The sequence below is a fragment of the Franzmannia pantelleriensis genome (assembly GCF_900102875.1).
GTDB lineage: Bacteria > Pseudomonadota > Gammaproteobacteria > Pseudomonadales > Halomonadaceae > Franzmannia > Franzmannia pantelleriensis.
The window spans coordinates 1-24,530 of record NZ_FNGH01000024.1 but is presented as its reverse complement, the minus strand read 5'-3'; the positions used below and the strand labels follow the sequence as shown (position 1 = coordinate 24,530).

Here is a 24,530-nt window from a genome sequence, read left to right as displayed (position 1 = left end):
GGCGCGGGTCGGCAGCGGCGATTCGATCATCGACTCCATCATCTGGGTGGCGGTGATCACCGCGCGGTTGAGGCTGCGGGCACGCTTGATCATGCGCTTCTGCACGCCGATCAGCTGGGCGTCGCCGATCTCCACGCCGAGGTCGCCGCGGGCCACCATCACCGCCTCGGAGGCGAGGATGATGCCGTCGAGGGTCTCGGGGTCGGCGACTGCTTCGGCACGCTCGACCTTGGCCACCAGGCCGATCTTCTTGCCGGCCTCGCCGAGCAGGCGGCGCGCCTCCTGCATGTCGGCGGCGGAGCGCGGGAAGGAGACCGCCAGGTAGTCGACGCCGATCGCCACGGCGGTCTCGAGGTCGGCCTTGTCCTTGTCGGTGAGCGCGGCGGCGGAGAGGCCGCCGCCCTGCTTGTTGATGCCCTTGTTGTTGGAGAGCTTGCCGCCGACGATCACCGTGGTGTGGACTTCCTGGCCGCGGATCGCGCTGACCTCGAGTACCAGGCGGCCGTCGTCGAGCAGCAGGCGGTCGCCGACGGCGACATCGGCAGCCAGGGTCTTGTAGTCGCAGCCGACCCGGGCGGCATCGCCGGCGTCGCTGTCCAGCGCCATGTCGAGGATAAAGCTGGCCCCCTCCTCGAGGGTAACCGCGCCTTCGGCAAAGCGGGCGATGCGGATCTTGGGGCCCTGCAGGTCGCCGAGGGCGGCGACGCTCTTGCCGAGGCGTGCGGCGATCTCGCGGACCCGCGCCAGGCGCTGGCGGTGGTCGTCAGCGGCGCCGTGGGAGAAGTTGAGGCGCACCACGTCGACGCCGGCCTCGAGCATGGCTTCGAGGACGCCCTCGCGGTCGCTGGCCGGGCCCAGGGTGGCGACGATCTTGGTGCGGCGGATGGCGTTGAGGGGGGCTGTCGACATCTGAGTCTCCTGAGTGATAATGCCGGTTAATCAGTAAGTTATGCGCAGTCAGCGCAGGCCTTTCCGGCGTGTCCAATATTATGTAGTGATTTTACTACATGATACTACACCATGGCCTCGACGCGAGGAAACGTCTTGCCGAGTCTCACGTCAGCGGTCTAGGGTCAAAGGGCCACGCCGGGTGTTGCGCGGTGACACCGGCGTGCCGGCGCCCTGGCGCTGGGACTGGCGCGGCCTCGGGCGCTGCGTTAGGGTAGGCGCATTTTTCCAACGCCGCGTCGTCAGTGTGACAGTACGTGTGGCGAACGACTCGCAGGTTCAGGGCGCTGGCCCGGACAACAGGAATGTGGAGCACTATGGGCAAGTCACTGGTCATCGTCGAGTCGCCGGCCAAGGCCAAGACGATCAATAAATACCTCGGCAACGATTTCATCGTGAAGTCGAGTGTAGGTCATATTCGTGACCTGCCGACCAGCGGCTCGGGCAAGACGGCCTCTGATCCCAAGGAGCGCGCTCGCCAGGCGGCGGCGACGCGCAAGATGTCGCCGGATGAGAAGGCGGTATACAAGAAGCAGAAGTCGTGGGATCAGCTCATCAGGCGCATGGGCATCGACCCCGAGCACGGCTGGGAAGCCCACTATGAGGTGCTGCCCGGCAAGGAGAAGGTGGTCGCCGACCTGCAGAAGCACGCCGAGAAGGCCGATGCCGTCTACCTGGCGACGGATTTGGATCGCGAAGGGGAGGCCATCGCCTGGCACCTCCAGGAGACCATCGGCGGCGATGCCTCGCGCTACAAGCGGGTGGTGTTCAACGAGATCACCAAGAACGCTATCCAGGAGGCCTTCAAGGAGCCTGGCAGCCTCAACATCGAGCGCGTCGAGGCTCAGCAGGCGCGGCGCTTCCTCGACCGCGTGGTGGGCTTCATGCTCTCGCCGCTGCTGTGGGCCAAGGTGGCCCGCGGTCTCTCCGCCGGTCGCGTGCAGTCGGTGGCGGTGCGCTTGATCGTCGAGCGTGAGCGTGAGATCCGCGCCTTCGTGCCCGAAGAGTTCTGGGACGTGCACGCCGACCTGGCGGTGGCCGACAACGCCAAGGCCGAGCCGATCCGCTTCGAGCTGGTGCGCCAGGATGGCAAGGCTTTCCGGCCCACCTCGGAGGCCGAAACCCTGGAGCGCATCGCCGCGCTGCGCAAGGCGAGCCTCGAGATCACTGCGCGGGAAGACAAGCCGACCCGCTCCAAGCCCAATGCGCCCTTCATTACCTCGACCCTGCAGCAGGCCGCCAGCGGCCGGCTTGGGTATTCGGTGAAGAAGACCATGACCATGGCCCAGCGTCTCTATGAGGCGGGCTACATCACCTATATGCGTACCGACTCCACCAACCTCTCGAAGGATGCGGTGGACAGCGTGCGCGAGCATATCGAGCAGGCCTACGGTAAGCGCTACTTGCCCGAGGCGCCCAACCGCTACTCCAGCAAGGAGGGCGCCCAGGAGGCCCACGAGGCGATTCGTCCCTCCGACGTCAACCTCAAGGCGACCGATCTGGCGGGCATGGAGCGCGATGCCGAGCGGCTGTATGAGCTGATCTGGCGCCAGTTCGTGGCCTGCCAGATGACCCCGGCGGAGTATCTCTCCAGCACCCTGACGGTGGACGTCGACGGCTATGAGCTGCGCGCCAAGGGCCGGGTGCTCAAGTTCGACGGCTATACCCGGGTGATGAAGCCATCCGGCAAGAACGAGGACCAGTCGTTGCCCGACCTCGCCGAGGGCACGCCGATGATCCTTGAACAGCTCGATCCGCAGCAGCACTTCACCAAGCCGCCGGCGCGTTTCACCGAGGCGAGCCTGGTCAAGGAGCTGGAGAAGCGCGGCATCGGCCGGCCCTCGACCTATGCTTCGATCATCTCGACCATCCAGGACCGCGGTTACGTCAAGCTCGAGAGTCGGCGTTTCTATGCCGAGAAGCTCGGCGATATCGTCACCGAGCGTCTCAAGGAGTCGTTCCCCGACCTGATGGACTTCTCGTTCACCGCACGCATGGAGGACAGCCTCGATGAGGTTGCCGAGGGCGAGCGCAACTGGCAGGCGCTGCTCGACGCCTTCTACGCCGAGTTCAAGAAGGAGCTGGAGGCCGCCGAGAGCGACGACGGCATGCGCCCCAACCAGCCGGTGCCGACCGGCATCGACTGTCCGACCTGCGGTCGCAAGATGCAGATTCGTACCGCCTCCACCGGGGTGTTCCTGGGCTGCTCGGGCTACAATCTGCCCCCCAAGGAGCGCTGCAAGACCACCATCGACCTGATTCCCGGCGACGAGGCGGTGGCCGCCGACGCCGGCGAAGAGGCCGAGACCGAGGCGCTACGCGCCAAGCATCGCTGCCCCAAGTGCGGCACGGCGATGGACAGCTACCTGATCGACGAGACCCGCAAGCTGCACATCTGCGGCGACAGCCCAGACTGCGACGGCTACGAGGTGGAGCAGGGGCGCTTCAAGATCAAGGGCTACGAAGGCCCGGTGATCGAGTGCGACAAGTGCGGCAGCGAGATGCAGCTCAAGAGCGGGCGTTTCGGCAAGTACTTCGGCTGCACCAACAGCGAGTGCAAGAACACCCGCAAGCTGCTCAAGAGCGGCGAGGTGGCGCCGCCCAAGATCGATCCGATCCCCATGCCGGAGCTGGCCTGCCAGAAGGTCGACGACCACTATGTGCTGCGCGACGGCGCCAGTGGCCTGTTCCTGGCCGCCAGCCAGTTTCCCAAGAATCGCGAAACGCGCCCGCCCTTGGTCAAGGAACTCAAGGCCCACGCCAAGGAGCTGCCGGAGAAGTATCACTTCCTGCTCGAGGCGCCCAGCGAGGACCCGGATGGCCGCCCGGCGCAGATCCGCTTCTCGCGCAAGACCAAGAGCCAGTACGTGATGACCGACGAAGAGGGCAAGGCCACCGGCTGGAAGGCGCTGTTCGAGAACGGCAAATGGCAGGTGGAGGACAAGCGTAAATGACCCCCCGCGGCCGCACCAATCAGCTGCTCTACCAGGCCGAGCTGCTGCTTGCCCAAGCGCCGGGCGACGACGAGCATGCTGTGGCCCGGCGCATGGCGTTGGAAGAGGGCGCCCTGGCACTGCTCGAGCTGGCCCTGAATGCTGCCCTGCGCGAGCTCACCGAGCACGCCATGCTGGAGCGCCACGATTGGCGTGAGCTGCTGGCCGAGGAGCGCCCACCGCTGGCCGCCCTCGAGCACCTCAGCGAGCTGGCACGCCGCGAGGGCACTTGGCTCGACGTGCTGTTAGCGCGCGTCGACGCGCTGCACGCCGTGGAGGGCGCTGCGCGCCGCCAGCCGCCGCGCAGCGGTCTGATCGTCAGCGCCGCCCAGCAATCGCTTGGCGATGAGTTGGGTGATGCCCTCGCCGGGCTCAAGGCAACGCTTGCCACCCTGCGCGAAACCAGCGAGGAGTGGTGACGCCGCGCCGCTGGAAGTGGTAGTCTGGAACCCAAGACGACGACCATGGTCCTTGCCCTGGTCGTTTTTTGTTGTCACCGCTAGTGTTCCCACCCTGGGAGAGAGGTCGCCGTGTCTGATACCGCTATCCTGGAAATCGTCGAGCTCAGCGACGGCGAGATCGTGCTGCGACCCGCCGAAGGCGAGGGCGAGCCGCTGATGCGTATTCGCTTCTCCGAGGAGGCCGCCGAGCTGTTGCGCCAGAGCCGCTTCGAGGTCGCCCAGGAGATGATCGACCACGCCATTACCCGCAGCAAGCTGTGGCAGGAAGAGAGTGACGAGCAGGCCTTCCCCGCCACCTTGCACTGACGCCGCGGTCACTGACCGCGTGGAGCGCGTCGCGATCCTGGTCGACGTCCAGAACGTCTACTACACCACCCGCCAGGCGTTTGATCGCCACTTCGACTATTACGCCTGCTGGGCGCGTTTTGCGGCCGGCCGCGAGGTGGTGGTGGCCAACGCCTATGCGGTGGAGCGCGGCGACCCACGTCAGCAGCAGTTCCAGGCGATCCTGCGCCGGATCGGCTTCGAGGTGAAGCTCAAGCCCTTCATTCAGCGCCGCGACGGCTCCGCCAAGGGCGACTGGGACGTCGGTATCACTCTGGATGCCATGGACGCTGCCGCCAGCGTCGACCGCCTGGTGCTGATCTCCGGCGACGGCGATTTCGACCTGCTGGTGACGCGGATCCGTGAGCGCTTCGCAATCCCGGTCGAGGTGGTCGGCGTCGAGCGCCTCACCGCCGCCTCGCTGATGCGTGCCGCAACCCACTTCGTGCCGATTGAGAAGGAGCTACTGCGTTAGCACAGTAGAAGAGGAGTACACGAAGTTGCCTAATGGCGAGGGGCGCCGTGGGCAGGCATAAGAGGGGGTTCTGCGCCATGGATGGCGCAGGTAGCGCCCAGGGATGGGTTTACAGCGCCCCCTCGAAGGCCTGCCCACGGGTCAGGCCCCGATCATCGCTTACCACTATCGTAGCTGGGCAGCAAAAACCCCCAATTTGACTAGGCTGTAGGTGAGTCGCCACGTTGGGTGTCGGGTTCGGCGCCCACATCGTCAGGCGAGCAATAGGAGGTGATAGCGATGTCCGATCAACTGCTTTCCCCCAAGATGCTTGGCTACTGGACGCTGGATGAGCTCAGCGAGGTACCCGATGAGTCGGGGATATACTGCGTGTACCGCGCCGCCCACGACCCAGAAAGCGGCGAGATGGAGGTGCAGGAGCTGATCTACGTAGGCGAGCACCGGAATGCCCGCCACGGTCTGACGTTTCATGAGGACCACGCCATCTGGCAAGACTTCCTGCAGCCGCAGGAGGAGCTGTGGGTCAGCGTGGGGCTTTCTGGGCATATCAACCGCGAGCGGTTGGCGGCAGCGATGATCAATGCCCACAAGCCACGCTTTAACCTGCACAGCGAATACATCGAATATTTCCCCTTCGACCAGACCACCGTCCACCTGTATGGCAAGAAGGACAAGCTGCAGTCGATCTTCACTCTCGAGCGCCACGACCCGCCGAACCATCAGCAAGCGGCGGTTTAAGCCTTCGTTGGCCCCGTCACCAAAGGTGGCGGGGCCTTGCTAGTAGCCAGGGCTATTGCAGATAGGCGGCACCGCTCGGAACTGATCCGGCGGCAGGCCTGCGAGAAGGCGCTGTAAACCCATCCCTGGGCGCTACTTACGCCATCCATGGCGTAAACCTCCTCTTCGGCCTGCCCCCGGCGTCCCTCGCTTAGGGGTAGCTGCAATCGGCCTGTGGTTGTATCAATGCAGGGTGAACGATGGCCCAATAGCGCGTACAATCGCGCCCCTTTGCACTATCGCACCGGGACGCCGCTTTGATCTCTACCGCCAATATCACCATGCAGTTCGGGGCCAAGCCCCTGTTCGAGAACGTCTCCGTGAAGTTCGGCAAGGGCCATCGCTACGGCCTGATCGGCGCCAACGGCTGCGGCAAGTCGACGTTCATGAAGATCCTCGGCAGCGACCTCGATCCCAGCGCCGGCCAGGTGATGATCGAGCCCGATGCGCGCCTCGGCAAGCTGCGCCAGGATCAGTTCGCCTTCGAGGACGAGCGGGTGATCGACACCGTGATCATGGGCAACGCCGAGCTGTGGTCGGTGGCCGCCGAGCGCGAGCGGATCTATGCGCTGCCCGAGATGAGCGAAGCCGACGGCATGGCGGTGGCAGATCTGGAAGTGCGTTTCGCCGAGCTCGACGGCTATACCGCCGAGGCCCGCGCCGGCGAACTGCTGCTGGGGCTGGGTATCCCCCTCGACCAGCACCACGGCCCGATGAGCGCCGTGGCACCGGGCTGGAAACTCCGCGTGCTGCTCGCCCAGGCGCTGTTTGCCGACCCCGACGTGCTGCTGCTCGACGAGCCCACCAACCACCTGGATATCGCCACCATCGGCTGGCTGGAAGGGGTGCTGAACGCGCGCGACAGCACCATGATCATCATTTCCCACGACCGCCACTTCCTCAACAGCGTGTGTACGCACATGGCCGACCTGGACTATGGCGAGATCACCCTGTTCCCCGGCAACTACGACGACTACATGACCGCCGCCACCGCGGCCCGCGAGCGGCTGCACGCCGATAACGCCAAGAAGAAGGCGCAGATCGCCGATCTGCAGGCCTTCGTCAGCCGCTTCTCGGCCAACGCCTCAAAGGCCAAGCAGGCCACCTCGCGAGCGCGCCAGATCGACAAGATCAAGCTCACCGACATCAAGCCCTCGAGCAGGGTCAGCCCGTTCATCCGCTTCGACCAGAACAAGAAGATCCACCGCAACGCGCTCAACGTCGAGGGGCTGCGCAAGGGCTATGATGGCGAGCCGCTGTTCGACGGGGTCTCGATGACCGTGGAGGCCGGCGAGCGGATCGCCATCATCGGCCCCAACGGGATCGGTAAGACCACGCTGCTCAAGACGCTGAGCGGCGAACTGGCCCCCGACAGCGGCAGCGTGAAGTGGACCGACAGCGCCGAGCTTGGGGTGTTCGCTCAGGACCACGCCGACGACTTTGCCAACCCTGCCACGCTGTTCGAGTGGATGGGGCAGTGGACCGACGCCGGCGAGCAGGTAGTGCGTGGTGCCCTCGGGCGGATGCTGTTCGGCAGCGACGATATCGGCAAGTCGGTCAAGGTACTGTCGGGGGGCGAGCAGGGCCGCATGCTGTTTGGCAAGCTGTCGCTGATCAATCCCAATGTCCTGCTGATGGACGAGCCGACCAATCACCTCGACATGGAGTCCATCGAGGCGCTCAACCTGGCGTTGGAGCATTATCCCGGTACGCTGATCTTCGTCAGCCACGACCGCGAGTTCGTTTCCTCCCTGGCCACCCGGGTGATCGACATGACGCCGCAGGGCATTATCGACTTCAGCGGTAGCTACGAGGATTACCGGCGCAGTCAGGAGGGATAATGGCCGCGGGCAATGGCGCAATGGGCGGCGCTGTGCTGAGCTAGGAGCAGTTCTGGTTCATCCATCTGCATGAGGCGCCGCCCATGGCCCGACGCTACCGCCAGCAACTGCTGGCCACCTTCCTGCCTGCCCTGGAAGCCGATCCCGGCGACGCCACCGACCTGCTCGAAGTGGCCGCCTTGCTGGACGACGCCAAGCATGCTCGCGCCAGTGATATACACCTCGACCCACAAGCCGATGGTTATTGGGTCCGGCTGCGTATCGATGGCCAGATGGCCGATGCCAGCCTGCTGGCTTATGAAACCGGGCAGCGCCTGGTCAATCAGTTCAAGGTGCAGGCCGGGCTCAATCCGTTGCCGTCGCTCGCCGCCGCCGATGGTAGCTTCACGACGACGCTGGCGCAGCACGAGCTGACCGTTCGCGTCTCGGCGGTGACCACGGTCAGTGGTGAGAAACTGGCGGTACGCTTTCTCGACCCGCCGGTGGTGTTCGACGATATCGAGCAGCTCGGCCTGAGTGAGCTCGGCGTGCAGTGGATCCGCCAGTGGATGGATGCCACCAGCGGCATGCTGCTGGTGACCGGGCCGACCGGAGCAGGCAAGACCACCACCCTCTATACCCTGCTGCATCGCCTGGCGTTGAGCGATAGCCAAGTGGTCACGGTCGAGGATCCGGTGGAGTACATCGTGCCCGGGATCAATCAGCTGCAGGTCGACAGCACCAGCGGCATGGACGTTGCCAGTGTCGCCTCGGCGCTGTTGCGCCTCGATCCGGACTACGTGCTACTCGGAGAGCTGCGCGACCGGGCCTCGACCCAGGCCGCGATCAATGTAGCGGTCAGCGGCCGCTCGCTGATGGCGACGCTGCACAGCCGCGATGCGGTGGGCGCCGTGACCACGCTTCGACAGCGTGGCCTGGATGATGCCGAGATTGCCACCAGTCTCGGGGTGGTGGTCGCCCAGCGCCTTGTCAGGCAGCTATGTCGAGAGTGCCGCCATGAGGCCTCGCTCGCGGCGGACGATCGCGCCTGGCTCGAGGCCAGCGGTGCCTGGCTGCCATCGCGTGTCTGGGAGGCGCCGGGCTGCGAGGCGTGTCACGGGCTGGGGTTTACTGGCCGCACCGGGATCTTCGAGGTGTGGCAACCGACCAGCGAGGACCTTGCGTTGATCCTCCAGCACGGCGATGAACACCGCCTGCGTCGCCAGGTGCTGGCGCGCGGGGAGCCGCTGCTGTTTGGCGAGGGGCTGGCCAAGGTCGAGCAGGGCGTGACCACCCTCGGCGAGCTGTTTCGGGTCGGTGCATTGCTGCCACGCTAGCGCGTTGAAGGCAGGCGAAAAATAGGATTTGTCACGATGCGATCAATAGCGTAGAAAGCACTCATTGCACGTGCTAGCCGAGAGTACCTGATTTCATGAGCCGACTCATCAGACTGTTTGCCATCGTGGCGATGGCATTGACCCCGACCCTGGGCCTCAAGGCCAGCCTGATCGATAACATTGCCACCGATTTTGGCCCCCGCGACCCCTTCGAGGTGTGGGTCAAGGTCGATAACAGCGACGCTACTCTCACGGTATATCGCGGCGACTACCCCCTCGAGAGAATCAACGGCATCTCGATCGGCCAACGTGGCGCCGCCCGCATGCGAGTCAGGGGCGATAAGCAGACGCCCAAGGGCGAGTTTCGGATCAACGGTATCAATACCAATAGCCGCTTCCACCTGTTCTTCGCGGTCGACTACCCAACGCCCTGGAACGCTCTGGAAGCCCTTAACGCCGGTGTGATGAGCCGCGCCGAATACGAGGAGTACCACTACTTCCTGTTGCGCCATGGTCGTCCCCCCCAGGACACCGTGCTAGGTGGCAACATCGGCCTGCATGGAATCGGTGAAGGAGACCCGGAAATTCACGGTCGCTTCGACTGGACACTGGGCTGCGTGGCGGTGACCAATGAGGAGATCGAGCGGCTTGCCGAACTGATCGGGATTGGCACACGGGTCGTGATCCGCTAGGCTCAAGGGGCGCGATAGGTTTTCGTGTAGACAGGAGGAGCCTGTCTATAATAAAACAGTGTTTGACATCACGTTTTGGCCGTCTATGATTGCCAACGTGACGTGCAGAAGAACCTGCGATAGCAGGACGCCTGTTAAGCAGGCACAACCCAAGCTGAACCAAGGAAGTCTCTCAAGGAGAACATTATGACCATTAAGAACACTCTGAAGCTTACCGCTGCTGCTGCCTCTCTGGCGATTCTGGCGGGCTGTGCCTCTACCGGCGCCCTGGACGAAGTTCGCATGACCGCTGAGTCCGCTCAGGCCGACGCTTCTGAAGCGCTGAACGTGGCCAACCAGGCGCAGAACACTGCCAACCAGGCACAGCGCGACGCCCAGGCTGCTCTGCAAATGTCTCGCGAAAACCGCGAAGAGATGAACCGCATGTTCGAGCGCTCCATGCAGAAGTAATTCTGTCGTGAGTGCCGAAAGCTAACGCTTTCAGCATCGGTTTACCCGAAGCCGGCTCCATCTTGGAGCCGGCTTTGGCGTTTCGAGGGGGCGCAATTTTGAATGCCGTGCGCCAGGAACAGAAGAATTGTGGCGTTTCAGGAAGGCTTTTGTGGATATGAGATCGCTGGGGCTCAGGTAATCTACACGGGCAAGCGACTAGCATCCCTTTGCCAAGCGTTTGCACCCTGCAGATTTGCCCGGGCCAATGGCCCGGGCTTTTTTTGGGAAGCACTGCACAAATGTCTGCGCGGGCAAATCACTGCGTTGCGCGGTGCTGGTGCGCCAGCCCGGTCGAAATCCTCACCTATACCCCATAGGCTCCGGTTGACTCGCAGCCTTCGGCTTCTCGCCCCTTCGGGGCCAGCCTACGGCTGTTTGTCGCTTCGCTCGGTACTGTGCTCCGTGCGCTTTGCGACCCACAGGGATGTGGGAAGTACGTTGGTTCGTCGGGAACGAACCTAGCCGCTTTATCCCGCTCGACGATTTGTTCAGCACTTCCGTCAGCCCATCGCCAGTTCGAGCTGCTGGTAGAGGCCGTTATCCGGCTCGCCGAGATGGCGGTAGAGGCCCTCAGGGGTCGGCTGGGACTCCTCGGCGGCCTCGATGGGCGCTTCGCGAGCCTCGCGCAGTACCGCCACCGGCTGGCCCTTGGGCGCTTCGACTTCGGCGCGTACCCGTGCGTAGTCCACCGGGGGGTGTTCGTCGCCGAAGGCGCTGGCGAGCATTTCCAGGGCGTTGAGCACCGGCTGGAAAGAACCCTCCTGCTCATCGAGCAGCGGGAACGACTGCACCAGTAGGGCGCCCTCGGCGTCCCAACCGGCCTTGAACGGCTCATTGACCAGGTGCACCGCGGTACCCACCGGCACCCGCGAATAGAGCGACTCGATGTCTCGCGGCAGCATGCGAATGCAGCCGCGGCTGGCGCGCATGCCGACGCCGTCGGGTTGGTTGGTGCCGTGAATCAGGTAGCTCGGCAGCCCCAGCAGTATCGCGTGCCGCCCCAGCGGGTTGTCGGGACCGGGTGGGACCACCGCGGGAGGCGGCTCGCCGCGGGCAGCGGCCTCTTCGCGCATCGAGCGCGGCGGTGCCCAGTGCGGATCCTTGATGTTCATGGTCGTGCGGGTCGAGGCCACTGGCGTGGCAAAGCCTTCGCGGCCGACGCTGATCGGGTAGGTCTCGACGATTGGCGTCTCGCCGCTGGCCGCTGGCGGATAGTAGTAGAGGCGCATCTCCGGCAGGTTGATCACGATCCCCTCGCGCGGCCCGGGCGGCAGGATGTGCTGGGTGGGCAGCACCACCTCGGCGCCTTCGCCGGGATACCACAAGCTCAGCTCGGGATTGGCGCGGCGCATCTCCTCGATGCCCAGACCGAAACGGTGGCCGATATCGATCAAGGTGTCTTCCTTGGCCGCGGTCACGCTCTGGATACTGCCGATCACATCGCCTTGCTCGGGAATCGGGTAGTGGCCCACCGGTCGCTCGCCGTTGGCGGTATCGGCCAGTGTCAGCGGCGCAAAGGCCAGCAGGGTGGTGGCCAGGGCGGCGCGCAGCCGGCCGCCAAGGCCTTGGGTCGGGTACATGTTCATGGGCTTGGTCTCGTTCACCGAGTCATACCTTTATCATCAGGCGCTTGCTCGGTGTCAGCCGTTCAAGCCGCCTCGGTCTTGCGGTTCAATCGCTCCAGCAGTCCTTCGACCACGCTGAAGCGCGTGTCTTCGGTTTCCATCTCCAGCTCGAAGCGCAGGGTATCGGCGCCGTCGAGCCGGTAGTGAACCGGGTCCTTCTGAATTAGCGTGACCAGCGTCATCGGGTCCACGGCGGTGCCAGTGGCGAAGATCACCCGGCCACGTTCCGGGCCCGCCTCGAGCCGCGAGATGCCCAGCCGCTCGGCGCGCTGGCGCAGTCGAGTCTGGCGCATCAGCGTCTTGAGCGGGCCCGGCAAGAGGCCGAAACGGTCGACCAGCTCGACCTGCAGCTCCTTGAGTTCAGCCTCGTCCTCGGCGCTGGCAATGCGTTTATACATGATCAGGCGCTGCTGCACATCAGGCATGTAGTCGTCGGGGATCAGTGCGGGCAGATTCAAGCTGATTTCTACCCCCTGATCCAGCGGCGCCTCGATGTTCGGCGTCTTGCCGGCCTTGATCGCCTTCACCGCCCGATCGAGCATCTGCATATATAGACTATAGCCGATGGTTTCCATCTGGCCGCTCTGCTCGTCGCCGAGCAGCTCCCCGGCGCCGCGAATTTCCATGTCGTGGCTGGCCAGGGTGAAGCCGGCGCCAAGGTCCTCGGCCTGGCTGATCGCCTCCAGGCGCTTGGCAGCATCCTTGGTGATCGCCTTGGGATGCGGGGTCAGCAGGTAGGCGTAGGCCTGGTGGTGGCTGCGCCCCACGCGGCCGCGGAGCTGGTGCAGCTGGGCCAGGCCGAACTTGTCGGCGCGCTCGATGATGATGGTGTTGGCGCTGGGCACGTCGATGCCGGTCTCGATGATGGTCGAACACACCAGCACGTTGAAGCGCTTATGGTAGAAGTCGGACATGATGCGCTCCAGCGAGCGCTCCGGCAGCTGGCCATGGGCCACCGCCACCCGCGCCTCGGGCACCAGTTCGCGGAGCTTCTCGGCGCTGGCCTCGATGCTCTTGACCTCGTTGTGCAGTACATAGACCTGCCCGCCACGCAGGATCTCGCGCAGGATCGCTTCCTTGGTCACCGCTTCGTTGCGCTGTTGGACGAAGGTCTTCACCGACAGTCGGCGTGCCGGCGGGGTGGCGATGATGGAGAGATCGCGGATACCGCTCATCGCCATGTTGAGGGTGCGCGGGATCGGCGTGGCGGTCAGGGTCAGGATGTCGACCTCGGCGCGCAGGCTCTTGAGGCGCTCCTTCTGGGCGACCCCGAAGCGATGCTCCTCATCGATGATCAGCAGCCCCATGTTGGGGAGGCGCATGCCCTTGGAGAGCAGCTTGTGGGTGCCGATGACGATGTCGGCGCGGCCCTCCTCGATGCGTTTGAGCGTTTCGGCCTGGCCCTTGCCGCCGGTGAAGCGCGAGATCAGCTCGACCTGCACCGCGGTATCGGCAAAGCGGTCGCGGAAGTTATCGTAGTGCTGCTGGGCGAGCAGGGTGGTGGGCACCAGCACCACCACCTGGCGACCGGAATGCACGGCCAGGAAGGCGGCACGCATCGCCACCTCGGTCTTGCCGAAACCCACGTCGCCACATACCACGCGATCCATCGGCTGGGGGCGGGTCATGTCGCCGATCACCGCACCGATGGCCGCCTGCTGGTCGGGGGTCTCCTCGAACGGGAAACTGCCGGCGAAGCGGGCGTACTCCTCGACCGGGAAGTCGCAGGCAAAGCCGACCCGTGCCTCGCGCCGGGCGTAGACGTCGAGCAGCTCGGCGGCGGTATCGCGGACCTTCTCGGCGGCCTTGCGCTTGGCCTTGTCCCAGGTGTCCGAACCCAGCTTGTGCAGCGGCGCCAGCTCATCGCTGGCACCCGCGTAGCGCGAGATCAGGTGCAGGCTGTCCACCGGCACGTAGAGCTTGGCGCCATCGGCGTACTCCAGGGCCAGGAACTCGGCGGCCTGGCCGCCGGCCTCGAGCCGCTCCAGGCCCAGGTAGCGGCCCACGCCGTGGGCCTGGTGAACCACCGGCGAGCCCGCATGGAGCTCGGCCAGATGGCGTACTGCCAGTTCGTTGTCGTCGGTGGCCTTGGCGCGGCGCCGACTCTGCCGGACGACCTCGCCGAACAGCTCCGACTCGGTGATCACCGCCAGCTGAATCTCGGCGTCGCTGTCGCCCAACGCCAGGCCGGCGTCGAGGCCGCCCTGGGTAATCGCCAGGCGCTGGTCGCCGCTGGCGAAGGCGTGCCAGTCGTCGACGTGGGGCAGGGCGAGGTGCAGCGGAGCGAGCTGCTCCTCGATGGCCTCGCGGCGGCCGCGGGACTCGGCGACGAACAGCACTCGGGCGCTGGCGTGCGCCGACAGGAAGCGCTCCAGCGCCGCCAGCGGTTGCTGGGCGCGGGCGTTGATGGCCACCGTGGGCGGCGGCTGGGTGGCTGATAGCTGGGCGTGGGGGTGCTCAGGGTCCTGGGTCATGGCCACCCGCGGGTGGCGCTTGATGGCGCCGAACACCTCGGCCGCCGGCACGAAGGCGCGATGCGGTGGCAGCAGTGGCCGGGTGGGGTCGACGCCGAGGTTCTCGTAGCGGCTCTCGATAGCGGCCCAGTGATGCTCGGCGGCCTCGAACACCCCGGGCAGGGTCGCCACCCGGGTGCCTTCGGCGAGGTGCTCGAACAGCGTCGCGGTCTCCTCGAAGAACAGCGGCAGGTACTGTTCGAGACCCGGCGAGGGAATGCCCTTGAGGGCATCGACGTAGAGCGGGCACTGACGCGGGTCGACGTCGAACAGCGTCTCGAAGCCCTCGCGGAAGCAGGCGATGGCGCTGCGTGACAGCGAATACTCGTGGGCCGGCAGCAGCTCGACCCGCTCGACCTTGTCCTGGCTGCGCTGGGTGTCGGGATCGAAGTGGCGCAGGCTGTCGATCTCATCGTCGAACAGGTCGATGCGCAGCGGCAGCTCCGAGCCCATCGGGAAGAGATCGATCAGCGCGCCGCGCAGCGCGTATTCGCCGGGTTCATAGACGGTCTCCACGGCGCGGTAGCCGGCCCGTGACAGGCTTTCGCGGAAGCCTTCGCGATCCAGCTGCTGGCCCACCTCCAGGGTCATCACCCGGCCGGCGATATAGTCTGCCGGTGGCAAGCGCTGCATCAGGGTGTTGATCGGCACCAGTACGATGCCGTGGCTGGCCTGCTGCAGATCGCGCAGGGTACGCAGCCGTGCCGAGACGATGTCCTGGTGGGGCGAGAAGCTGTCGTAGGGCAGTGTCTCCCAGTCCGGGAATGGCATCACCGGCACGTCAGCAAAGAACGCCAGGTCGGTCTCCAGGCGCTGTGCCTCTGCGGTGTCGGCGGTGACCACCAGCAGCGGCGCATCGCCGGCAAGGCGTGCCAGGGCCAGGGCCAGGGCGCTGCCGTGGGGGCGCTGCCAGTAGCATGTCTCGCGGGTGCCGGAGGGGCGAGGTGGGTCGAGCGGTGAAAAGTGCGGCATGGTATCGAAATCGCGAACCTTGGGAGCGAACCCGGGATGATAGCAGCCTTATATGAATCTTGTAGTCAAGCCCGCGATTCTGTAATTGCCTTACAGCGCGTGCGACTATCCAGCAATTGTCGCCGTGCTGCGCTGCCGCGATAATGACGTCACATTCTATACCCATGACGTAGAAGGGGCCCCACGTGAGCCAGCAAACGCTCGAGACCGTCTTTGAGGAGTGGCAGGGTAGCGAAGCCATTGCCGAAGAAATGATTCCGCTGCTGGGCAAGCTCTACCGCCAGTACAATATCGTCACCTCGCTGTTCGGCCGCTCGCTGATCAACCAGTCGGTGATTCGCATCCTCAAGGACCATCGCTTCGTCAAGAAGGTCGAGGGCACCGAGCTCGACGTGCGCGATACCTTCCCGCTGGTCAAGGCGATGACCGAGCTCGACCTGGGGCCGGCCCACGTTGACGTCGGCAAGCTGGCGGTGGCCTACAAGACCCGCGGCAATGGCGACGTGCACGCCTTCCTGGCGCGTGAACTGGCCGAGATCGTCGGTGGCCACCAGAGCAACGGCAACCACAATGAGCCCAAGGACGTGGTGCTCTACGGTTTCGGCCGTATCGGCCGCATCCTCGCCCGTATCCTGATCGAGAAGGCCGGTGGCGGTAACCTGCTGCGCTTGCGCGCCATCGTGGTGCGCGGTCGCGGTGACATCGAGAAAGACCTCGAGAAGCGCGCCAGCCTGCTGCGTCGCGACTCGGTCCATGGTCCGTTCGCGGGTAGCATCAGCGTCGATGTCGAGAACAGTGCACTGATCGCCAACGGCAACTACATCAAGGTGATCTATGCCAACTCGCCGTCCGAGATCGACTACACCGACTACGGCATCGACAACGCGCTGATCGTCGACAACACTGGCATGTGGCGCGACGAAGAGGGCCTGTCCCAGCACCTGGCCTGCAAGGGGTCGGCCAAGGCGCTGCTCACCGCGCCCGGCAAGGGCGATATCAAGAACGTTGTCTACGGTATCAACCACCCCGATATTACCAGCGACGACCGCATCGTCTCCGCGGCGTCCTGTACCACCAACGCCATCGTGCCGGTGCTCAAGGCGATCAACGACCAGTACGGCATCGAGCACGGCCACGTCGAGACGGTGCACGCCTACACCAACGACCAGAACCTGATCGACAACTACCACAAGGGCGATCGCCGCGGCCGCAGCGCGCCGCTCAACATGGTGTTGACCGAGACCGGCGCCGCCAAGGCGGTAGCCAAGGCGCTGCCGGAACTCACTGGCAAGCTGACCGGCAACGCCATTCGCGTACCGATCCCCAACGTGTCGATGGCGATCCTCAACCTCAACCTGCACCAGGCCACTGACGCCGAGGCGCTCAACGACTACCTGCGGCGCATGGCGGTGCACTCGCCGATGCAGAAGCAGATCGACTTCGTCGACTCGCCGGAAGTGGTGTCGTCGGACTTCGTCGGCAATCGCCACGCGGGTATCGTGGATGCCAAGGCGACCATCGCCGACGACAAGAACGCCGTCCTCTATGTGTGGTACGACAACGAGTTCGGTTACAGCTGCCAGGTGGTGCGCATCCTGCAGCACATGTCCAACGTCAGCTTCCTGGTCTTCCCCAAGGATCGCGACTGACCCAGAGCGCTGAGCGGGCGCCGCTCAGCGCTGTTTCCACGCTTTTATCCGGCCCATCGAGCCCCTCGATGGGCCGTTTTGCGACCTCTCGCCGGTGGTCTTTCGCCGCGTATCTCTTTATAATACCCAGGATTTTTGGCACGGCTCGAGTGAGCTCGGGTCGAACTGGTAACCTTCTGATAAGAAAAGAATTCGAAGACCGTGACGAACGGCCCGGCGCAAGCCGCGCTGCCGCGTGCGTCCGTCGAACCCCTTTCCTTTCCACATCAGATCCTAACTGGGCGAGACTATGATCGAAGTCAAAAAAGGCCTGGATCTCCCCATCACGGGGGTGCCCGAGCAGCGCATCGAGGATGCGCGCGCGGTGCACCACGTGGCAGTCCTGGGTACCGACTACGTTGGCATGAAGCCGACCATGGAGGTCCGGGAGGGGGACAGCGTCAAGCTGGGCCAGCTACTCTTCACCGACAAGAAGATCGACGGCGTGCGCTTCACCGCGCCGGCGGCGGGTGAAGTGGTAGCCATCAACCGCGGCGAGAAGCGCCGCCTGCTGTCGGTGGTGATCAAGGTCGCCGAGGGCGCAGAGGAGCGCGTCGAGTTCACCGCCCACGGTGCCGACAAGCTCGACGGCCTTGAGCGTCAGGTGGTGGTCGACCAACTGGTCGATTCCGGGCTGTGGACGGCCCTGCGTACGCGCCCCTATTCGCGTACTCCGGCCCTCGATGCCAATCCCGAGAACATCTTCGTCACCGCCGTGGATACCCATCCGCTGGCCGGCGACCCGGCGCTGATCATCAACGAGCAGCCCGAGGCGTTTGCCAATGGCCTCAAGGTGCTCAAGCGCCTGACCGAAGGCAAGGTGTTCCTGTGTACTGGCGCCGACGCCCAACTGCCCGGCAGCGATGTCGACGGCGTGCAGGTCGAGCAGTTCGCCGGCCCGCATCCGGCCGGCCTGGTGGGTACCCATATCCACTACCTGTCGCCGGTGGCCCTGCACAAGCAGGTCTGGCACATCGGCTACCAGGACGTGATCGCCGTCGGCAAGCTGTTCGCCGAGGGCACCCTCGACGTTGGTCGGGTGGTGGCCGTGGGCGGCCCGCGTGCCGAACAGCCACGCCTGCTGCGTACCCGGGTGGGTGCCAGCACCGAGGAACTGCTGGCCGGCGAAGTGGTCGACCCTGACGAGACCCGTGTGATCTCCGGCTCGGTATTCTCCGGCGCCACCTGCGAAGGGTCGCTGCGCTACCTGGGCCGTTTCCACAATCAGATCAGCCTGCTCGAAGAGGGCAACAAGCGCGCCTTCATGGGCTGGCTGTCGCCGGGCAAGGATCGTCACTCGGTGCTGGGCATCTACGTGTCCAAGTTCCTCGGCCTGTCGAACTACGCACCCGACACCTCGACCAACGGCTCCGAGCGTGCCATGGTCCCGGTGGGTGCCTACGAGACGGTAATGCCGCTGGATATCCTGCCCACTCAGCTGCTGCGTTCGCTGATCGTCGGTGACATCGAGACCGCCATGCAGCTCGGTTGTCTGGAACTGGATGAGGAAGACCTCGCGCTGTGCACCTACGTGTGCCCCGGCAAGTACGAGTATGGCCCCATCCTGCGCGACAATCTCACCACGATCGAGAAAGAGGCTTGATGATGGGTATCCGACAGACACTCGATAATCTCGAGCCGCACTTCCACAAGGGCGGCAAGTACGAGAAGTTCTATCCGCTGTACGAAGCCGTCGACACCATCTTCTACGCACCGCCCAGCGTGACCAAGACCACCGCGCACGTGCGTGATGGCGTCGACCTCAAGCGCATCATGATCACCGTCTGGATGTGTACCTTCCCGGCGATGTTCTTCGGCATGTGGAACGCCGGTTGGCAGGCCAACACCGCCATCGCCGGCGGCTACGAGTCGATGGACGGCTGGCGCGAGGCGATCATGATGCTGCTCGCCAGCGGCCACGACCCGGGCAGCCTGTGGGCCAACTTCGTGCTCGGCGCGACCTACTTCCTGCCCATCTATCTGGTGACTTTCGCCGTGGGTGGCTTCTGGGAAGTGCTGTTCGCCGTCAAGCGCGGTCACGAGGTCAACGAGGGCTTCTTCGTCTCCTCGGTGCTGTATGCGCTGATTTTGCCGGCCACCATTCCGCTGTGGCAGGTGGCACTCGGCATCACCTTCGGTATCGTGATCGGTAAGGAGATCTTCGGCGGCACTGGCAAGAACTTCCTCAACCCGGCGCTGACCGGCCGTGCTTTCCTCTACTTCGCCTACCCGGCGCAGATCTCGGGTGACGCGGTATGGGTGGCGGCCGACGGCTACTCTGGCGCTACCTCGCTGTCCATCGCCTTCCAGGAGGGCATGGCCAGCCTGACCTCCCAGTACAGCTGGTGGGATGCCTTCCTCGGTTTCATTCCCGGCTCGGTAGGCGAGGTCTCGACGCTGGCAATCTTCATCGGTGCCGCGGTCCTGCTATGGACGCGAATCGCCTCGTGGCGAATCATGCTCGGGGTGTTCCTCGGCATGGTGGCGACCAGTACGCTCTTTAACCTGATCGGTTCCGACACCAACCCGATGTTCGCCATGCCGTGGTACTGGCACCTGGTGATCGGCGGTTTCGCCTTCGGCATGGTGTTCATGGCTACCGACCCGGTATCGGCCTCCATGACCAACCAGGGGCGCCTGATCTTCGGCGCGCTGATCGGCGTGATGACCGTGCTGATCCGCGTGGTCAACCCGGCGTTCCCCGAGGGCATCATGCTGGCGATCCTGTTCGCTAACCTGTTTGCTCCGCTGATCGACCACATCTTTGTTCAGGCCAACATCAAGCGCCGTCAGCAGCGCGTTGGTGCGCCGGCCGAGGAGACTGCCTGATGGCACAGAGCAACAACTCCATCAAGAAGATCCTGATCGTGGCGTTCGCGCTATGCATCGTCTGTTCGGTGGTGGTGTCCACCGCCGCCGTGGCGCTGCGCCCGATGCAGGCGCTCAACGAGGAGCTCGACCGCAAGACCAACATCCTGCGCGTCGCCAACCTCTACGAGTCCGGCATGGACGTGGAAGCGGCCTTCGCCGAGATCGAGCCCCGCGTCGTGGATCTGCGCACCGGTGAGTACACCGATCAGTTCGATCCCGACACCTTCAACCACTTCCAGGCCGCTCGCGACCCGGCTTCTTCACGCACCCTGTCGGGCGAGCGTGATATCGCCGGGCTCAGCCGCCAGGAGAACTACGCCACCGTCTATCTGGTCGGTGACGGTGATAATCCCGACCAGATCATCGTGCCGATCCGCGGCCAGGGGCTGTGGGGCCTGATGCGTGGCTACATGTCCATCGAGGGCGACGGCAACACCATCGTCGGCATCACCTACTACGAGCACAGCGAGACCCCCGGCCTTGGCGCCGAGGTCAACAACCCGCGCTGGCAGGCTCAGTGGGAAGGCAAGAAGATCTATGCCGACGACGGCAGCCTCAACCCGGCCATTCGCGTCGCCCGCGGTAGCGGCAGCGGCGACCATGAAGTCGATGGTCTGTCCGGTGCCACCCTGACCGCCAACGGGGTGACCAACATGCTGCAGTTCTGGCTTAGCCCGGAAGGCTTCGGTGAGTACCTGGCGCGCTTCCGTGACGACATCAGTCACGAAGAGGCCCAGGATGCCGATGTCGAACTCGACGCAGAGGGAGCTTGATCATGGCTGCTGATTCTCCTAAAGGCGTTCTGGTAACGCCGATTTTCAAGAACAACCCGATCGCCCTGCAGATCCTCGGGGTCTGCTCGGCGCTGGCGGTCACCACCAGCATGAGTGTATCGCTGGTCATGACCCTGGCGGTGGTGTTCGTGTGTGCCTTCTCCAACCTGTTCGTATCGCTGATTCGTCAGCACATTCCGTCGTCGATCCGCATCATCGTGCAGGTCACCATCATCGCCTCGCTGGTGATCGTGGTCGACCAGGTGCTGCGTGCCTTCGCCTACCAGATGTCACAGCAGCTGTCGGTGTTCGTCGGCCTGATCATCACCAACTGCATCATCCTCGGCCGCGCCGAGGGCTTCGCCATGCAGAACAGCCCCAAGATGTCGTTCATCGACGGCGTCGGCAACGGCCTGGGCTACGGCGTGGTGCTGATGGTGGTCGGCTTCTTCCGCGAGCTGTTCGGCTCCGGCAGCGTGTTCGGCTTCACCGTGCTGCAGCCGGTGCAGGATGGCGGCTGGTACGTGCCCAACGGCCTGATGCTGCTGCCGCCCTCGGCGTTCTTCATCATCGGTCTGATGATCTGGGTGATCCGTGAGGCCTACCCGGAGCAGGTCGAAGAGAACGAGTTCAAGATGAAGCACAACACCGAACCCAAGGAGGCTGTGTAACATGGAACACTATCTGAGCCTGTTCATCGCCTCGGTGTTCGTCGAGAACATGGCGTTGGCATTCTTCCTCGGCATGTGTACCTTCCTGGCGGTATCCAAGAAGGTCTCCTCATCGTTCGGCCTCGGCGTGGCGGTGATCGTAGTGCTGATGATCACCGTGCCGGTCAACAACCTGGTGCTCAACTACCTCCTCGCCGAGGGGGCACTGACCTGGACCGGCATTGCCGGCGCCGAGAATATCGACCTGTCGTTCCTGGGTCTGCTCAGCTATATCGGCGTGATCGCCGCCATGGTGCAGATCATCGAGATGTTCCTCGACAAGTATGTGCCCGTGCTCTATAACGCGCTGGGCGTGTTCCTGCCGCTGATCACCGTAAACTGCGCGATCCTGGGTGGCGTACTGTTCATGGTCGAGCGTAACTACACCTTCGGGGAATCGGTGGTGTATGGCGCCGGTGCCGGCGTCGGTTGGGCGCTGGCAATCACCGCGCTGGCCGGTATTCGCGAGAAGCTCAAGTACAGCGATGTGCCCGGCGGCCTGCAGGGCCTGGGCATTACCTTCATCACCGTGGGCCTGATGTCGCTCGGCTTCATGTCGTTCTCCGGCATCCAGCTGTGAGTCGCGTACCGGGTGGCGGTGCCGCCCGGTACGCCCCACGTGACAAGGCAACGATTGAAATAGGAACCCGACATGGTTGATACAACTGTCATCTTGCTCGGCGTGGTCATGTTCACCCTCATCGTCATTGCCCTGACGCTGGTGATCCTGGCAGCACGCAGCAAGCTCGTCAGCAGCGGGGACGTGACCATCGAGGTCAACGGCGACCCCGAGCACACCTTGACCACCCAGGCCGGCGGCAAGCTGCTCAACACCCTGGCCGCCAACGGCATCTTCCTGTCGTCGGCGTGCGGCGGCGGCGGCTCCTGCGCCCAGTGCAAGTGCCGCATCGAAGAGGGCGGCGGCTCGATCCTGCCCACCGAAGAGTCGGCCTTCACCATGCGTGAGAAGAAGGAGGGCTGGCGGCTCTCCTGCCAGGTGCCGGTCAAGCAGGACATGAAGATCGAGGTGCCCGAGGAAGTGTTCGGCGTCAAGCAGTGGGAGTGCGAGGTCATCTCCAACCCCAACGTCGCCACCTTCATCAAGGAGCTCAACCTCAAGCTGCCGGAAGGCGAGAACGTCGACTTCCGTGCCGGTGGCTACGTGCAGCTGGTGGCGCCGCCCTACGATATCAAGTTCTCCGACTTCGACATCGAGGACGAGTACCGCGAGGACTGGGACAAGTTCGACCTGTTCAAGATCTCGCACAAGAACCCCGAGGAGACCATCCGCGCCTACTCGATGGCCAACTACCCGGAAGAGAAGGGTATCCTCAAGTTCAACATCCGTATCGCCACGCCGCCTCCCGGCACCAACCACCCGCCGGGCATCATGTCGACCTACGTCTTCAACCTGAAGCCGGGCGACAAGGTGCAGGTGATGGGGCCGTTCGGCGAGTTCTTCGCCAAGGACACCGACGCCGAGATGGTCTTCGTCGGCGGCGGTGCCGGCATGGCGCCGATGCGCAGCCACATCTTCGACCAGCTCAAGCGCCTCAAGTCGACGCGCAAGATCTCGTTCTGGTACGGCGCGCGCTCCTGGCGCGAGACCTTCTACAACGAGGAGTACGACCAGCTGGCCGAGGAGTACGACAACTTCGAGTGGCACCTGGCGCTCTCCGACCCGCTGCCGGACGACAACTGGGAAGGCCCCACCGGCTTCATCCACAACGTGCTCTACGAGAAGTACCTCAAGGACCATCCGGCGCCCGAGGACTGCGAGTACTACATGTGCGGGCCGCCGATGATGAACGCCTCGGTGATCAAGCTCCTGCTCGACATGGGGGTAGAACCCGAGAACATCATGCTGGACGACTTCGGCGGATGATCGGCGTCGCCTCACGGCGACACACAGGGCTGGCCCGCGGGCCGGCCCTGTTTCTGTCGGCCCTGCTGGGCCTGGCCCTGGCCAGCGCCCTGGCAGGGTGCCGCGACAGCGGCAGTCAGCGGCTCGACGTTCAGGGCGCAGCCCTCGAGCGTGGTTTCCATCTCACTCTGTATGCCGATTCCCGCGCCAGCGATATGCAGGCACTGGACGTCGCCATACAGAGTGAACTGGTAGAATACGAACAGCAGCACACGGCGTTTCTTGACCGGCTCGCCGGCCTCGACGCGGCGCTTCCGACGGCCTTCGGCGTTTCCGCCAGGCCCCTCGAGCAGGCCTATCGTCAGCTGGCCCACGCCTGGCTGATCGACTCCCTGGCAGCGTGGCTCGATGTCCGCCGCGAGGGGCGCTACTTCCTCGAAGTGGGCGGTGACGTGCGCACTCGAGGCACTCAGGCCGGGCGGCGGCCCTGGCAGGTGGCACTCGAGCAACCCACTCAGCGCGACGCCTCCCAGGCGCGCCAGCTGACCCTGGATGGCCAGGCGCTGGCCACCGCCGGCGATTTCCGCGACCGCTGGCAGGGGCTTGCCGGCAGCACCGAAACGCCCGCCGGCTGGTGGCTGGCCAACGGCAGAGAGCGCGTGGTCGAGGTCAGCGTGCTGGCCGACACCGCGCTGGAGGCCGCCGCTTGGGCCGGCTGGCTGCTGCAGTTGCCCCCCGAGGCGGCGCTGAGCCAGGCCACGCGGCGGAGTATTGCCGCCTATTTCATTGTCACAGCGGGTACGGGCTACGATGTGCGCATCAGCCCGGCCATGACGCCCCACTTGGACGTCGGTGATTGAGCTGCCCCACAAGGGCATTCAGGAGGAACGATGACGATCTGGTTACTGGTATTCGGTTTCATGCTGCTGCTGATGGCCGCCATGGCCATCGGTGTCATGCTCGGACGCAAGCCGATTGCCGGCTCCTGCGGCGGGCTCAACAACATCGGCATGAAGGACGGCTGCGAAGTCTGCGGCGGCAAGGACGAGGTCTGCGAAGAAGAGAACCGCAAGCGCGGCAGCGCCCGTCGTCGCGGCGACGAGAGCCGCGGCGCCGACCTTGGCTACAACGCCGTGCGGCGCTAGGCCTGACCGCAGCGCTGCGCGCTGCAATCGCGAATGAATTCGCTCCCACA

Annotated in this window: 21 protein-coding genes; 18 read left to right on the top strand and 3 right to left on the bottom strand. The window is 64.5% G+C overall.

Annotated features, from left to right (window positions below; all coding sequences use genetic code 11):
- Nucleotides 1-909 (bottom strand): pyruvate kinase (gene pyk / locus BLT16_RS19905; RefSeq protein ID WP_089660690.1); only part of this gene is annotated, 909 nt, incomplete at its 3' end.
- Between the two features lie 356 nt (nt 910-1,265).
- Here pyk and topA point away from each other — a divergent pair.
- The 9 genes from topA (at nt 1,266) to BLT16_RS19860 (ending at nt 10,277) form a co-directional block, all read left to right on the top strand.
- On the top strand, nt 1,266-3,902 hold the full coding sequence (gene topA, locus BLT16_RS19900; protein ID WP_089660689.1) for a type I DNA topoisomerase: 2,637 nt from the start codon (nt 1,266-1,268) through the stop codon (nt 3,900-3,902).
- A complete protein-coding gene (locus BLT16_RS19895) occupies nt 3,899-4,360 on the top strand; it encodes a DUF6586 family protein (protein WP_089660688.1) in 462 nt (153 codons plus the stop codon). Before topA ends, BLT16_RS19895 begins: the two co-directional genes overlap by 4 nt.
- Before the next feature lie 111 nt (nt 4,361-4,471).
- Nucleotides 4,472-4,708 carry a hypothetical protein gene (locus tag BLT16_RS19890; protein ID WP_089660687.1) on the top strand — a complete coding sequence of 79 codons (237 nt, stop codon included), beginning with the start codon at nt 4,472-4,474 and terminating at the stop codon, nt 4,706-4,708.
- Nucleotides 4,709-4,727: 19 nt separating this feature from the next.
- Entirely contained in the window at nt 4,728-5,201 is a 474-nt protein-coding gene (locus BLT16_RS19885) for an NYN domain-containing protein (protein ID WP_089660686.1), read from the top strand.
- Nucleotides 5,202-5,480: 279 nt separating this feature from the next.
- Nucleotides 5,481-5,939: a hypothetical protein gene (locus BLT16_RS19880; RefSeq protein ID WP_089660685.1), complete on the top strand. Its 459-nt coding sequence runs from the start codon at nt 5,481-5,483 to the stop codon at nt 5,937-5,939.
- Between the two features lie 296 nt (nt 5,940-6,235).
- Nucleotides 6,236-7,819: an ABC-F family ATPase gene (locus tag BLT16_RS19875; protein ID WP_089660684.1), complete on the top strand. Its 1,584-nt coding sequence runs from the start codon at nt 6,236-6,238 to the stop codon at nt 7,817-7,819.
- Between the two features lie 83 nt (nt 7,820-7,902).
- The gene (locus BLT16_RS19870) at nt 7,903-9,135 is read left to right on the top strand and encodes a GspE/PulE family protein (protein WP_089660683.1); all 1,233 of its coding nucleotides are present in this window, start codon (nt 7,903-7,905) and stop codon (nt 9,133-9,135) included.
- Between the two features lie 95 nt (nt 9,136-9,230).
- Nucleotides 9,231-9,827, top strand: coding sequence for a L,D-transpeptidase family protein (locus tag BLT16_RS19865; RefSeq protein ID WP_089660682.1), 597 nt, complete (start codon nt 9,231-9,233; stop codon nt 9,825-9,827).
- A gap of 186 nt (nt 9,828-10,013) precedes the next feature.
- Nucleotides 10,014-10,277 carry an Lpp/OprI family alanine-zipper lipoprotein gene (locus BLT16_RS19860; RefSeq protein WP_089660681.1) on the top strand — a complete coding sequence of 88 codons (264 nt, stop codon included), beginning with the start codon at nt 10,014-10,016 and terminating at the stop codon, nt 10,275-10,277.
- A 542-nt stretch (nt 10,278-10,819) separates the two neighbouring features.
- On the opposite strand, the gene BLT16_RS19855 is transcribed toward BLT16_RS19860, so the two are convergent.
- Together BLT16_RS19855 and mfd are read right to left on the bottom strand one after the other, a co-directional pair.
- Nucleotides 10,820-11,923, bottom strand: a complete 1,104-nt coding sequence (locus BLT16_RS19855) for a L,D-transpeptidase family protein (protein ID WP_245701780.1) — start codon at nt 11,921-11,923, stop codon at nt 10,820-10,822.
- Nucleotides 11,924-11,967: 44 nt separating this feature from the next.
- Nucleotides 11,968-15,429: a transcription-repair coupling factor gene (gene mfd / locus BLT16_RS19850; protein ID WP_089660679.1), complete on the bottom strand. Its 3,462-nt coding sequence runs from the start codon at nt 15,427-15,429 to the stop codon at nt 11,968-11,970.
- Between the two features lie 185 nt (nt 15,430-15,614).
- On the opposite strand from mfd, the gene BLT16_RS19845 reads away from it, so the two are divergent.
- From BLT16_RS19845 to nqrM, 9 genes are all read left to right on the top strand, one after another.
- Nucleotides 15,615-17,078: a glyceraldehyde-3-phosphate dehydrogenase gene (locus BLT16_RS19845; RefSeq protein WP_089660678.1), complete on the top strand. Its 1,464-nt coding sequence runs from the start codon at nt 15,615-15,617 to the stop codon at nt 17,076-17,078.
- A 289-nt stretch (nt 17,079-17,367) separates the two neighbouring features.
- Nucleotides 17,368-18,720 carry a Na(+)-translocating NADH-quinone reductase subunit A gene (locus tag BLT16_RS19840; protein WP_089660677.1) on the top strand — a complete coding sequence of 451 codons (1,353 nt, stop codon included), beginning with the start codon at nt 17,368-17,370 and terminating at the stop codon, nt 18,718-18,720.
- Nucleotides 18,720-19,946 (top strand): NADH:ubiquinone reductase (Na(+)-transporting) subunit B, encoded by a 1,227-nt coding sequence (locus BLT16_RS19835; protein WP_089660676.1) that lies wholly within the window; start codon nt 18,720-18,722, stop codon nt 19,944-19,946. The genes BLT16_RS19840 and BLT16_RS19835 overlap by 1 nt, the downstream gene beginning before the upstream one ends.
- Nucleotides 19,946-20,761, top strand: coding sequence for a Na(+)-translocating NADH-quinone reductase subunit C (locus BLT16_RS19830; protein WP_089660675.1), 816 nt, complete (start codon nt 19,946-19,948; stop codon nt 20,759-20,761). Before BLT16_RS19835 ends, BLT16_RS19830 begins: the two co-directional genes overlap by 1 nt.
- Nucleotides 20,762-20,763: 2 nt before the next feature.
- Entirely contained in the window at nt 20,764-21,432 is a 669-nt protein-coding gene (locus BLT16_RS19825; RefSeq protein ID WP_089660674.1) for an NADH:ubiquinone reductase (Na(+)-transporting) subunit D, read from the top strand.
- Between the two features lies 1 nt (nt 21,433).
- Nucleotides 21,434-22,051, top strand: coding sequence for an NADH:ubiquinone reductase (Na(+)-transporting) subunit E (nqrE, locus tag BLT16_RS19820; protein WP_089660673.1), 618 nt, complete (start codon nt 21,434-21,436; stop codon nt 22,049-22,051).
- 72 nt (nt 22,052-22,123) lie between these two features.
- Nucleotides 22,124-23,356, top strand: coding sequence for an NADH:ubiquinone reductase (Na(+)-transporting) subunit F (gene nqrF, locus BLT16_RS19815; protein ID WP_089660672.1), 1,233 nt, complete (start codon nt 22,124-22,126; stop codon nt 23,354-23,356).
- Complete coding sequence (locus BLT16_RS19810; protein ID WP_089660671.1) at nt 23,353-24,195, top strand: FAD:protein FMN transferase; 843 nt, start codon at nt 23,353-23,355, stop codon at nt 24,193-24,195. The genes nqrF and BLT16_RS19810 overlap by 4 nt, the downstream gene beginning before the upstream one ends.
- A gap of 30 nt (nt 24,196-24,225) precedes the next feature.
- Nucleotides 24,226-24,480 carry a (Na+)-NQR maturation NqrM gene (nqrM, locus tag BLT16_RS19805; protein WP_089660670.1) on the top strand — a complete coding sequence of 85 codons (255 nt, stop codon included), beginning with the start codon at nt 24,226-24,228 and terminating at the stop codon, nt 24,478-24,480.
- The last annotated feature ends 50 nt before the right edge of the window (nt 24,481-24,530 follow it).

Coding starts and splice junctions, on each gene's coding strand:
- topA (WP_089660689.1), top strand. CDS start 1,266: ATGGGCAAGTCACTGGTCATCGTCGAGTCGCCGGCCAAGGCCAAGACG.
- BLT16_RS19895 (WP_089660688.1), top strand. CDS start 3,899: ATGACCCCCCGCGGCCGCACCAATCAGCTGCTCTACCAGGCCGAGCTG.
- BLT16_RS19880 (WP_089660685.1), top strand. CDS start 5,481: ATGTCCGATCAACTGCTTTCCCCCAAGATGCTTGGCTACTGGACGCTG.
- BLT16_RS19870 (WP_089660683.1), top strand. CDS start 7,903: ATGGCCCGACGCTACCGCCAGCAACTGCTGGCCACCTTCCTGCCTGCC.
- BLT16_RS19865 (WP_089660682.1), top strand. CDS start 9,231: ATGAGCCGACTCATCAGACTGTTTGCCATCGTGGCGATGGCATTGACC.
- BLT16_RS19860 (WP_089660681.1), top strand. CDS start 10,014: ATGACCATTAAGAACACTCTGAAGCTTACCGCTGCTGCTGCCTCTCTG.
- mfd (WP_089660679.1), bottom strand. CDS start 15,429: ATGCCGCACTTTTCACCGCTCGACCCACCTCGCCCCTCCGGCACCCGC.
- BLT16_RS19840 (WP_089660677.1), top strand. CDS start 17,368: ATGATCGAAGTCAAAAAAGGCCTGGATCTCCCCATCACGGGGGTGCCC.
- BLT16_RS19835 (WP_089660676.1), top strand. CDS start 18,720: ATGATGGGTATCCGACAGACACTCGATAATCTCGAGCCGCACTTCCAC.
- BLT16_RS19830 (WP_089660675.1), top strand. CDS start 19,946: ATGGCACAGAGCAACAACTCCATCAAGAAGATCCTGATCGTGGCGTTC.
- BLT16_RS19825 (WP_089660674.1), top strand. CDS start 20,764: ATGGCTGCTGATTCTCCTAAAGGCGTTCTGGTAACGCCGATTTTCAAG.
- nqrE (WP_089660673.1), top strand. CDS start 21,434: ATGGAACACTATCTGAGCCTGTTCATCGCCTCGGTGTTCGTCGAGAAC.
- nqrF (WP_089660672.1), top strand. CDS start 22,124: ATGGTTGATACAACTGTCATCTTGCTCGGCGTGGTCATGTTCACCCTC.
- BLT16_RS19810 (WP_089660671.1), top strand. CDS start 23,353: ATGATCGGCGTCGCCTCACGGCGACACACAGGGCTGGCCCGCGGGCCG.
- nqrM (WP_089660670.1), top strand. CDS start 24,226: ATGACGATCTGGTTACTGGTATTCGGTTTCATGCTGCTGCTGATGGCC.